Source organism: Paraburkholderia phenazinium, assembly GCF_900141745.1.
GTDB classification, from domain to species: domain Bacteria; phylum Pseudomonadota; class Gammaproteobacteria; order Burkholderiales; family Burkholderiaceae; genus Paraburkholderia; species Paraburkholderia phenazinium_B.
Genome location: NZ_FSRM01000001.1, coordinates 2,351,336 through 2,362,479 on the forward strand (window position 1 = coordinate 2,351,336; position 11,144 = coordinate 2,362,479).

Genomic DNA, 11,144 nt, shown 5'->3' on the forward strand with positions numbered 1-11,144 from the left:
CATGTAAGCATAACGTCAACTTCCGCAACTGCCGCTCACGCAATCGCTGCGCCTCAAGCGGTCTCAATGGCCTTCCATGGTGGCTTTTTGCGTCATTTCGCCGGTCTTCCCCGTTCTCGGGACAAACAGCCATTGCCAGCGCGCGCGGCGTGTTTTACCTTTGTGCGGATCATCATTTGCCCGCCGCGTCATGTTCGTCCCTACCGAAGCTCCGTCGCCGTTCCAGTTGCGCAAGGCCAGCATGGACGACTTCGCGTTCGCCGAAGCGCTGACGCGCAACAACATGGGCGGCTACTACAAACGGCACCACCTCGTCTGGCGCAGCGATCTGTTTCTTGGAAGCTGGCGCGAGTCGGAAAACTACATTCTCGAAATGGACGGTCACGCAGCCGGCGTGCTGCGCATCACGGAGGAGGGCGACTCGCTGCATATCCGTGACGTGCAGATCGCCGATGGCTACCGGCGCCGCGGCGCGGGCACCTATATGCTGGAGATCTCGCATCAATGGGCGCGTGAGCGCGGTTTGCGCGAGCTGCAACTGCGGGTGTTCGTCGACAATCCCGCTGCGCGGCTTTATCTGCGCATGGGTTACAAGCTTGCCGGGCCGCGCCTGGCGCAACTGGGCGCGATTCGCCACCTGGCGCGGCGCGTTTAGCGTGTAGCGGGCGGCGTTGCCGCGCGCGCCGGTTGGCGTACCGCTCAAAGTCCCGCTTGCCTGGTTCTGTAGCAAGTCGTTTATTCAGCGCCAGTCAACGGTCGAACTCCGGCGCATCCGCCATCTGCGCGCCATCCGGCAAGTCATCCTCACTGGCTTCTGCACCGCGCTCGCTCTCGACGCGTTCCGCACCCCGCTCCATGAACGCGCGTGGACTCCTGCCGAACGCGCGCCGGAACATCGCCGAAAACGCGCTCTGGCTCTGATAACCCAGCTCCTGCGCGACGTGCGCAAGTGGCCTGCCTTGGCTCAACAACGGAATCGCGCGGGCGAGCAGCGCCTGCTGACGCCACTGCGAAAAGCTGACGCCCAACTCGTGACGAAACAGCCGCGCAATCGTGCGGGTACTCGCGCCGACACTCGCGGCCCACTGTTCGAGCGAATCCGTATTGGCGGGGTTGGCAATCACCGCTTCGCACAGCGCGCGCAGGCGCTTTTCGTTGGGCATCGGCACAGACAGCGGTAGCGGCTCGGAGCGGGTCAGCTCGTCGAGCGCCAGCGCTCCGAGCACCTGTTCGCGGGTCGCCGAGAGGCCGGGTTCATCGAGCGCGGCGATGACTTCGCGCAGCAGATTCGATACTTCGACGACGCGGCATGCGTCGAGTCCCGGCGGCGCCGCGTGTTCGTCGATATACAGCGTCCGCAAGAACGCCTCCTCGACGATCACCACCTCGTGCGTCACGTGTGGCGGCATCCAGATCGCGCGCGACGGCGGCACCATCCACGTGGTGCCCTGCGTGCCGACGCGCAGCACGCCGCGCGATGCATACGCAACCTGGGCCCAGGCATGGGTGTGACGGGCGATGTGCACGCCGGCTGCCATGGGCCGCGAGCGCACGCGGATCGGATGGGTGCGGGTTGGCGCGAACTCCGGCGGAATATCGGAGAACTCGACCTGAGTCGAAAGCGGGAGAGCGTCTGATGCATTCATGACGGCGACACCGGGCGGAACCCGGAACGGTTTGTTGGCTCCCATTGTAGGGCGTTGCGCGGCAAGACTCTTAAGCGGTGATTTTTTCGCGGACCGCTGGCGATGATGGCGCAGGCATAATGCATCCGATCCGTTTCGCCGGGCGAGAAGAGGCATCAGTGGCCCCGGCTTAATTCAAGCGAGAGGATTCCCTACGATGCAGAAGGTTTTCGTGTACGGCACCTTGAGGGCCGGCGAGATCAACGACATCAGCCAGGCCGCTGCCCGGCACGACATTGCTGAACCCACGCTGCTCGGTACGGCCACGGTGCGCGGCCGTCTGTTCGACTTCGGCGCCTACCCCGGGCTCGTGCCCAGCGAGGCGGGTTCGCCCGTGCATGGCGATGTCTATGAAATCGATCCGGATCTGGTCGCCGTGCTCGATGAAATCGAGGAGATTTATCCGGGTGTCGAAGGCCTGTTTCTGGCCCGTGAGGTGACGGTCGACGTGGACGGCGTACCGCTTGCCTGCCGCTTCTACCCGGTCACGGAACGAGCGGTGGAGGGCTTGCCCGAGATTCGTTCGGGCGACTGGGTTGCGTATCGCCGCTCGCGTTAGAACGCTCGCACGAGTCGCACTCGCCGCCATAAAAAAACGGCCCGGCAAGCCTGAGCCTGCTGGGCCGTCCGGTCGGTCAGCCTTGCGAACCGCGCTGCTGCATTGGGCAGCAGCGCGGCATGGAAACGTACTTCAGATCTCTTCGTACAGCGGCAGCGTCAGGAAGTCGGTGAACTGCTCCGAGGTCGACATCTCCTCGAAGATTTCCGCCGCGCGGTCATACGGTTGCGTATCGCCACCCACCGCCTGCTTCACCTTCCCGAGTTCCTGCTTCGACAGTTCGCGCACCAGTTCTGCGGTGACCTTGCGGCCGTCGTCGAGCGCGCCCTTCGGCGAGCGAATCCATTGCCACACCTGCGAGCGCGAAATCTCCGCGGTTGCGGCGTCTTCCATCAGGTTGTGGATCGGCACGCAGCCATTGCCCGCGAGCCACGAACCAAGGTAGTGAATCCCCACGTTGATGTTGTTGCGCAGACCCGCTTCGGTGATCGGCGCTTCCGGTCGGAAGTCGGTCAGATCTTTCCCGCTCACTTCGACATCGGTGCGTTGCTTGCCGATCTGGTTCGGCTGGTCGCCCAATACCTTGACGAACTCTTCCATCGCGATCGGCACGAGACCCGGGTGCGCGACCCAGCCGCCGTCGTAACCGTCGCCGGCATCGCGCGCCTTGTCCGAGCGCACACCGCCCATGGCCTTGTCGTTTGCGGCCGGATCGTTCTTGATCGGAATCAGCGCGCTCATGCCGCCGATGGCCGGCGCATTGCGACGATGGCACGTCTTCAGCAACAACAGCGCGTAGGCACGCATGAACGGCGACGTCATGGTGATCTGCGAGCGGTCGGCGAGGCAGAAATCGCGGTCGCTCTTGAACTTCTTGATGGCTGAAAATATGTAGTCCCAACGGCCGGCGTTCAGCCCCGAGCTGTGTTCGCGCAGTTCGTACAGAATCTCGTCCATTTCGAACGCGGCGAGGATCGTTTCGATCAGCACCGTTGCGCGGATCGTGCCACGCGGCACGCCGACCGCTTCCTGTGCGGCAACGAAGATCTCGTTCCACAGACGCGCTTCGAGATGGCTCTCCATCTTCGGCAGATAGAAGTAAGGCCCTGAGCCGCGTGCGACCAGTTCCTTCGCGTTGTGGAACAGGAACAGTGCGAAATCGAAAATGCCGCCCGAGACGCGCTGACCGTCGACCTTCACATGCTTCTCGTCGAGGTGCCAGCCGCGCGGACGCACGATCAGCGTCGCAACCTTGTCGTTGAGCTTGTACGACTTGCCGTTCTGTTCGAGCGAGATGGTCCGGCGCACGGCGTCCTTCAGATTGATGTGGCCGGTGATCTGGTTGTCCCAACTCGGTGCGTTCGAATCTTCGAAGTCGGTCATGTACGAATCCGCGCCGGAATTCAGCGCGTTGATGATCATCTTGCGCTCGACCGGCCCGGTGATTTCCACGCGGCGGCATTGCAGGTCCTGCGGCAGCGGTGCGATCTTCCAGTCGCGTTCGCGGATGCTCTTCGTCTCAGCGAGGAAGTCGGGACGCTCACCGGCATCGAGCCGTTTCGTGCGTTCGACGCGCGCTTTCAGCAGCGCCTGGCGACGCGGCTCGAACGTGCGATGCAGCGCGGCGACGAGTTCGAGCGCGTCGCGGGTGAGGATCGCTTCATAGCCGGGCTTGATCTCGCCGGTAATTTCCATGCCCTGCGGCAACTGCGATGAAAGCGGGTTCGCCATGTTTTCTCCTTGGTCGGTCAGATTGCAAAACTGCAAATTTTCAAATGCGGTTAAACAGCGATTGAGATGCGCGAGGTTGGGTGGAACTGCGTTGCAGGCATCCGGTACGGTTGCGGTTGCCGTCATGCGCCAGGGCTGTGGCGCGTGCGGCTGCGGCTCTCGTCGGGTGCTGTGAGGGTGTGCAAAAAAGCGAGCAGGTCGTTCATGCTCCGGCCCGTGCCATGGGGCGTGACGCCTAGCTCTTCAGCGGGGACGCCTTGCCGGTTGATCCAGAACGTGGTGTAGCCGAACCAGTTCGCGCCGGCCGCGTCCCAGCCGTTCGACGAGACGAACACGATCTCGCCCGGCTCGACGCCGAATGCCTGCGTGCCGAGTGTGTAGGCGGCGGGTGCTGGCTTGTAGGCGCGGACCGTGTCGACTGAAAGGACGTGATCGAACAGTCCGCTCATGCCGGCGCTCTTGACGGCGATGTCGAGCATCTGCGGATTGCCGTTGGACAGAATGGCGAGACCGAGCGCGGCTGACTGAGATTGAGTGCCCGGAGTGCCTTGAACGTCTACAACCGTTTGTGGCGCCTTTGCCGCTTCGGCATGCCGCTCGCGCGGCTCACGCAACCGGCGCAGCGCGGGCACTGCATCCGGGAACGCCGACAGGCACGCGTATTCATCCATCAGACGCTTTTCCGCCGAGCGATTGAGCGTGAGGCCGAGCTTGTGCGCGGCGAAGCGCAGCGCATCGCGCGTGATGTTCCAGAACGGTTGATAGCGTGCGCCGGTGGGATCGGCAAGCGTGCGCAACTGGCTGTATTCGATCTGCTTTTGCCGCCATAGCTGCGAGAGCGCATCGCCGTGGCCGGGGAACATTTGCTCCGCCGCAGCGACGACCGAATGCACGTCGAACAGCGTGCCGTAGGCGTCGAAAATGACTGCTTTAGGGGAGAGTGTCGTTGTGGCCGACATTGCCGTGCGCTCCAATTCGAGGTCAAACTGATTGTATTAGTGATGCTCCACGCTTAAAAATAGGCTAAACATCACTTGATCTTTTACTTTTACCCACCTAATCTGAATCCCGTTCCTACTTTCGGTGCAAACGTCGGGGCTCTTGCCCGCATCCGGCGTCCCGCTTCAGCGACTTCATGGACCGTTTCAAGCAGATCGAGACTTTTGTCACCGTCGCGGCCAAGGGTAGCCTGTCGGCGGCGGCGCAGGCCGAAGGCGTGGCGCCCGCCATCATCGGCCGTCGCATCGATGCGCTCGAAGAGCGGCTGGGCGTGAAACTGCTGGTGCGCACCACGCGCAAGATCACGCTGACCTTCGAGGGCTCGGCGTTCCTCGAAGACTGCCAGCGAGTCATCAACGATATGCAGAACGCCGAGGCGAGCGTCTCGGCGGGCGGCGTGAAGGCGAGTGGCCACCTGCGCGTATCGGCGCCGGCCGGTTTCGGGCGGCGCCATGTCGCGCCGCTGGTGCCGGCATTTACCGTGGCACATCCCGACGTCTCGATCACACTCGATCTGTCCGACCGGCTGGTGGACCTGGTCAACGAGGGCTTCGATTGCGCAGTGCGGCTGGGGGAGTTGCCGGATTCGTCGCTGGTGTCGCTGCGGCTCGGTGAAAACCGCCGCGTCTGCGTGGCGTCGCCGGCCTATCTGACGCGCCGCGGCGCGCCGCAAAGCCTCGCCGACCTGGTCCATCACAACTGTCTTGCACTGGGCGCCAGCGCCAACCAGCAGCGCGGCTGGGTGTTCCAGCAGGGCGACAAGGTCGTCTCGATCAAGGTGTCCGGCACGATGGAATGCTCCGACGGCGCGGTGCTGCACGAGTGGTGTCTCGAGGGTTATGGGCTGGCGTGGCGTTCGTGGTGGGAAGTGGGCACCGATATCGCGGCCGGACGGCTCGTCAGCGTACTCGATGAGTTCGCCGCACCGCCCATCGGTATTCATGCCGTTTTTCCGCAGCGCCGCCATCTCCCGTTGCGGGTGCGGCTGTTCCTGGACTTTCTTAAACATACCTACGGTCATCCCGGTTATTGGGGGTGAGGGCGGGGCCGCCATAGACCGGATTGAAGCCCCGCGCGGGTTTCCGATATGCGGACAGACCCGCAAGCGGGCGTCGTGTCGACTCAGGCGCACTACAATCGATTGGGGCAGCGCGTTTTCCGTTTCGTAAGGTTCGGGTTCGGCCCGGCTTTCGCTGTCCTGAAGACCTGCTTTGCGGTGGCCGATGCGATGCAATACATTGCCGCCGCTTTGCAGGTCCAGCCGCAGTCGACGACGGAGGCACCATGTTCAGACACATCCTGGTTCCGACGGATGGTTCAGACTTGTCACGAAAAGCGATCGAAGGCGCAATCGATCTCGCTCAGGCGATCGGCGCGGATGTCACCGCGTATGCCTGCTTGCCGCAATATCCCTACTCGCCGTTCTCCGAAGTGGTGATCGAGCCGCCCGGCGATTTCCTGGAGCGCAGCGAGCGCGAAGCGCGCGTGCATCTGCGGGAGGTCGAGTGGGCTGGACGCAACGTTGGGGTGATCGTCAGAAGCCTCACCAGCGTGCATCCGGCGCCGTATCTCGGCATCATCGAGGCGGCCGAAAAGGGTGGTTGCGACGTGATCTTCATGGCTTCGCATGGACGCCGCGGACTCGGCAGCCTGTTGATCGGCAGCGAGACGCAGCGGGTGCTCACGCATACGAAGATTCCGGTGATCGTGTATCGGTGAACGAACGCGGTTTGGAAAAAACGCGCCGGCGGGATGAAGCCGGCGCGCTGCCTGCGGCACATCATAGTTAGCTGTGCCATCTACTTTTCTCTCAGATTCCGCGGTCCGCCCGGGCCCGTCTGGAGACCTTGTGGGTCTCGCTTGCAGGCCTTCTCCGGCTTGACTGTCTCCTCCCTGATTGCGGTCCTCTGGCGGGACCACTTTTCGGTCTGTCTGCCTGCCTGTCGATTCGCCTGGGCTTTTACTTTCAAGCCCCCGTTTCAAGTTGTTAGCCGGCACAGACTTGGTTTGAACCATGGTTTGTGCCGACCAACGCCTTACGCCACCTTCTTGTCGAAAAACTGTTCGTCTTCCGTCGAGCCATGCAGCGCAGTCGTCGAGGCCTCGCGTTCGACCGTTTGCGTCACGGCGTCGAAGTAGCCCGTGCCCACTTCGCGCTGGTGCTTGACCGCGGTGAAGCCCTTTTCGGCCGCTGCGAATTCCGCCTGCTGCATTTCGACGAACGCGGTCATCTGGTTGCGGGCATAACCGTGCGCGAGATTGAACATCGAGTAGTTGAGCGCGTGGAAGCCAGCCAGCGTGATGAACTGGAACTTGTAGCCCATCGCACCGAGTTCCTTCTGGAACCTCGCGATCGTCGCGTCATCGAGGTTCTTCTTCCAGTTGAACGACGGTGAGCAGTTGTACGCGAGCATCTTGCCCGGGAATTCCTTGTGGATCGCCTCGGCGAATTTCTTCGCGAATGCGAGGTCAGGCTTGCCGGTTTCGCACCAGATCATGTCGGCGTACGGCGCGTATGCGAGGCCGCGCGAGATGGCCTGTTCGATACCCGGGCGCGTGCGATAGAAGCCTTCGACGGTGCGCTCGCCGGTCAGGAACGGTTTGTCGTTGTCGTCGATGTCCGAGGTGACCAGGTCAGCGGCTTCCGCGTCGGTGCGGGCCAGCAGGACGGTCGGCGTGCCGGAGACGTCCGCGGCCAGACGCGCCGCGGTCAGCTTGGCGATGTTTTCGCGGGTCGGCACGAGCACCTTGCCGCCCATGTGGCCGCACTTCTTCACCGAGGCGAGCTGGTCTTCGAAGTGCACGCCAGCAGCGCCCGCTTCGATCATGGCCTTCATCAGTTCGAACGCGTTCAGCACGCCGCCGAAACCGGCTTCAGCGTCGGCCACGATCGGCGCGAAGAAGTCGACATAGCCTTCGTCGCCTGGGTTCTTGCCTTCGGACCACTGGATCTGGTCGGCGCGCGTCAGCGTGTTGTTGATGCGCTTGACCACGAGCGGCACCGAGTTGGCCGGATACAGCGACTGGTCCGGGTACATTTCGCCGGCGACGTTGGCATCGCCCGCCACCTGCCAGCCCGACAGATAGATCGCCTTGAGGCCGGCCTTCACCTGCTGCATGGCCTGGTTGCCGGTCAGGGCACCGAGCGAGTTCACGAACGGCTCGTTGTTGACGCTTTCCCACAGTTTTTCCGCGCCACGCCTGGCGAGCGTGTGCTCAACCGGCACCGAGCCACGCAGGCGCACCACGTCATCTGCGCTATAGGTGCGTTTGATGCCCTTCCAGCGCGGATCGGTTTCCCATTGCTGCTGGAGTTGCTGTGCTTGCTGTTGGCGTGACGTCATGGTTTGCTCCTTGGATTGCCTGGATAGTGGATCGGTGAACTCTTTCTTCTCGAAGCGCTGTGCCGCGAAGGCGTTTCGTTTCGTGAAGTCTTGTATAAGAGTCTAGGCAAATCGAAGTGCGCGCAATAGATGCACGTCACGTGTTGTGTGAGATTTTTAATTGTTTAAAATCAATTACTTATTTTGTTTGTTTCGCATTGAGAAACGTGATTTTCCCTGCTGCAACAGCTTCGTTGTGCCACGCAGCACGATTTTTTACGAGGCAAAAAAATTTTCCACATCGTGAAATTTTGCGTACGACCAAAATCCGGACGAAAAAAAACCGGTGCACGAGCACCGGTTTCGTCTGGGTTGAGGGCGGCGCATGGCCGTCCATCGCCCATTTAACTACTTATTCAGCTACCACGGCGCGCCGTACGCGGACCGTCGCTGCGGCGTGCGCCGTAGCCACCGTCACGCGAACCGCCGAAGCCTTCGCGCGAACCGCCGCCGGCCGACTTGCCGGCCCAGCCGCCGCCATTGCCGCCACCGTTGCCGGTGCGGGCGCCGCCGCCATTACCGGCCGGCTTGCCCGCACCGCTGCCGCTGCCGAAGCGACGGCCACCGCCGTTGCCACCGCCCGGACGGCCACGGCCGCCAAAGCCAGGACGGCCATTGCCCGACGGAGCCGACTTGCGCGGCTCGAAGCCTTCGACGACGTTGACCGCCAGCGGCGTACGCACGAAACGCTCGATGCGCTTCAACGCCCCTTGTTCCGCGTGATGCACGAGGCTCACGGCGATACCCGAGCGGCCAGCACGGCCGGTACGGCCGATACGGTGCACGTAGTCTTCAGCAAACTTCGGCAGGTCGTAGTTGAACACGTGCGTGATGCCGGGGATGTCGATACCGCGAGCCGCGACGTCAGTTGCGACCAGCACGCGCACACGACGCTCGCGCAGGGCTTTGATCGTGCGGTTACGTGCGCCTTGCGGCAGATCGCCGTGCAGTGCAGCCGATTCGAAGCCAGCGTCGGCAAGACGGCCAGCCAGTTGGTCGGCGTCCATCTTGGTTGCCGTGAAAACGATAGCCTGGTCGAGGCCGGAGTCGCGCAGCAGATGGTCGAGCAGACGGTCCTTGTGATCGCGGTCGTCGACGTAGTGAACGGTTTGCGCGATGTTGGTGCGCTGCTCCATACGCTGGACGATCTCGATACGCTCCGGGTCCTTCAGCAGGCGGCCGGTCAGCGAAGTGATCTTGCCGTCGAGCGTGGCCGAGAACAGCATGGTCTGGCGCGAAGCCGGCGTAGCGGCAACGATCGTTTCGATGTCTTCGATGAAGCCCATGTCGAGCATGCGGTCAGCTTCGTCGAGCACGAGGATCTGCAGTTGCGACAGATCGATACGGCCGCGTTCCAGGTGGTCGATCAGACGGCCCGGCGTAGCAACCAGAATTTCCGGGTTCTTCGCCAGCAGCATCAGCTGCTGGCCATAAGCGACGCCACCGAGAATGCTGACGGTGCGCAGGCGCTTCAGGTGCTTGCCATAGTTGGCAGCGGCGGTGGTGACCTGCATTGCGAGTTCGCGGGTCGGCGTCAGAACGAGCATGGTCGGACGGGCAACCGGCTGCGGGCGGCGCGTGCGGGCGCCGTCAGCGGGACGCGGTTCACGCGGCTGGCTGGCTTGCGCCTTTTGCAGTTGCGAGAAACGCTCGATGGCGGGCAGCATGAACGCGGCGGTCTTGCCCGAGCCGGTCGGGCTCGAGACCATCAGATCGCGGCCGGCGATGCCAGCGGGGATCGCGCGTTGCTGAACCGGGGTCGGGGTTTGGTAGCCAGCGGCGGTCAGTGCGGAGACGACGTCCGGGGACAGACCGAGCGACGCGAACGACGGGCCGGCCGGTGCTGCGGTTTCGGCTGCGACGGCTTCCGGCGCTGCAGCAACGGCTGCGGCTTGTGCGGGTGCTGCGTCACTGGCGGCGAGACCGAGGGCTTGGTCGGCGATGGCGTTCAACGGGCTGCTGGGGGTATTGCTCGAAGTCATGAGAATCCTTGAAACGATCCTGGGTGATGCACGGAATAAATACGTCGGCGCCAATCGGCATACCCAAGTCGTCGGATTCAGCGAGCAAAGAAGCAGCGAGCAAATCGAAAAACGGGGGCAGCTCGCGACAATGAAGGCGAGCTTTTCGTTAGAAGCTGTATCGGTTGCGACATGCCAACACGGCGTGCCGCCAGCCTGGTACATGATCGCCCGTAGGGGGCTAGGCAGGAGGGGACAGGTTCTAAACTGGATTGGAGCAAAACGCTACGAGGCGCTGCGCCGCAAAGGCCGCTGGAGAAAGCCGGGCAAAGCAGTGAAGCGCAGGCAGGATTGTAACGGCTTTTGCTGCACTGCGCCACATGTTTAAGACATTTCCGTGAAGGAAAGCGGCGGTTCTACCTAAACTGGCGGCCGCTCTCAGGCCGAGGCGCCGCTTTTCAGCGATTCGACCAGTTCGACGTACTGCTGCTTGGCGGTGTCCTGTGCCGTGCCTTTCAGCGCGGCCCATGCGTCGTACTTGTATTTGCCGACGATATCGGTGAAGCCCGGCTTGTCGCCCTGCACATCGCCCTTGGTGGCCTGCTTGTAGAGCGCGTACAGGCGCAGCAGCGTCAGGTTGCCCGGACGTTCCGGCAGTTGTTGCACTTCTTCGTGGGCTTTCGCGAATTGCGCGTCGACGTCGCTCATGTGTTTCTCCGTGGCAAATTCAAGATGGGCCGACGATCATAACAAGCGACCTCGCCCGGTGCATCGAACGAAGCTCGAACGATTACTCCAAACGGCGTGGCGAGCGGGGCGCTTCGCG

Annotated in this window: 11 protein-coding genes; 5 read left to right on the forward strand and 6 right to left on the reverse strand. The window is 62.7% G+C overall.

Annotated elements, in window-relative coordinates:
• Positions 1-190: 190 nt before the first annotated feature.
• A complete protein-coding gene (locus tag BUS06_RS10745) occupies positions 191-655 on the forward strand; it encodes a GNAT family N-acetyltransferase (RefSeq protein ID WP_074264247.1) in 465 nt (154 codons plus the stop codon).
• 94 nt (positions 656-749) lie between these two features.
• Here the strand turns inward: BUS06_RS10745 and BUS06_RS10750 are convergent, their stop codons facing one another.
• The gene (locus tag BUS06_RS10750; RefSeq protein WP_074266023.1) at positions 750-1,646 is read right to left on the reverse strand and encodes an AraC family transcriptional regulator; all 897 of its coding nucleotides are present in this window, start codon (positions 1,644-1,646) and stop codon (positions 750-752) included.
• 196 nt (positions 1,647-1,842) lie between these two features.
• Here BUS06_RS10750 and BUS06_RS10755 point away from each other — a divergent pair, with 196 nt between their 5' ends.
• Positions 1,843-2,244 carry a gamma-glutamylcyclotransferase family protein gene (locus BUS06_RS10755; protein ID WP_074264248.1) on the forward strand — a complete coding sequence of 134 codons (402 nt, stop codon included), beginning with the start codon at positions 1,843-1,845 and terminating at the stop codon, positions 2,242-2,244.
• A gap of 132 nt (positions 2,245-2,376) precedes the next feature.
• Here the strand turns inward: BUS06_RS10755 and aceB are convergent, their stop codons facing one another.
• Together aceB and BUS06_RS10765 are read right to left on the reverse strand one after the other, a co-directional pair.
• Positions 2,377-3,975: a malate synthase A gene (aceB, locus tag BUS06_RS10760; protein ID WP_074264249.1), complete on the reverse strand. Its 1,599-nt coding sequence runs from the start codon at positions 3,973-3,975 to the stop codon at positions 2,377-2,379.
• 122 nt (positions 3,976-4,097) lie between these two features.
• Positions 4,098-4,934, reverse strand: a complete 837-nt coding sequence (locus tag BUS06_RS10765) for a (S)-2-haloacid dehalogenase (RefSeq protein WP_074264250.1) — start codon at positions 4,932-4,934, stop codon at positions 4,098-4,100.
• Between the two features lie 176 nt (positions 4,935-5,110).
• Here BUS06_RS10765 and BUS06_RS10770 point away from each other — a divergent pair, with 176 nt between their 5' ends.
• Both BUS06_RS10770 and BUS06_RS10775 read left to right on the forward strand, forming a co-directional pair.
• Positions 5,111-6,013, forward strand: a complete 903-nt coding sequence (locus BUS06_RS10770; RefSeq protein ID WP_074264251.1) for a LysR family transcriptional regulator — start codon at positions 5,111-5,113, stop codon at positions 6,011-6,013.
• A 245-nt stretch (positions 6,014-6,258) separates the two neighbouring features.
• Complete coding sequence (locus BUS06_RS10775) at positions 6,259-6,693, forward strand: universal stress protein (RefSeq protein ID WP_074264252.1); 435 nt, start codon at positions 6,259-6,261, stop codon at positions 6,691-6,693.
• Between the two features lie 317 nt (positions 6,694-7,010).
• Here the strand turns inward: BUS06_RS10775 and aceA are convergent, their stop codons facing one another.
• Together aceA and BUS06_RS10785 are read right to left on the reverse strand one after the other, a co-directional pair.
• Positions 7,011-8,318, reverse strand: a complete 1,308-nt coding sequence (gene aceA / locus BUS06_RS10780) for an isocitrate lyase (RefSeq protein ID WP_074264253.1) — start codon at positions 8,316-8,318, stop codon at positions 7,011-7,013.
• Between the two features lie 395 nt (positions 8,319-8,713).
• Entirely contained in the window at positions 8,714-10,339 is a 1,626-nt protein-coding gene (locus tag BUS06_RS10785) for a DEAD/DEAH box helicase (protein WP_074264254.1), read from the reverse strand.
• On the opposite strand from BUS06_RS10785, the gene BUS06_RS37380 reads away from it, so the two are divergent.
• Positions 10,338-10,706: a hypothetical protein gene (locus BUS06_RS37380; RefSeq protein WP_143787492.1), complete on the forward strand. Its 369-nt coding sequence runs from the start codon at positions 10,338-10,340 to the stop codon at positions 10,704-10,706. The two genes, BUS06_RS10785 and BUS06_RS37380, sit on opposite strands and share 2 nt — an antisense overlap.
• 50 nt (positions 10,707-10,756) lie before the next feature.
• Here BUS06_RS37380 and BUS06_RS10790 read toward each other — a convergent pair whose 3' ends face one another.
• A complete protein-coding gene (locus tag BUS06_RS10790; RefSeq protein ID WP_074264255.1) occupies positions 10,757-11,026 on the reverse strand; it encodes an acyl-CoA-binding protein in 270 nt (89 codons plus the stop codon).
• Positions 11,027-11,144: the final 118 nt, after the last annotated feature.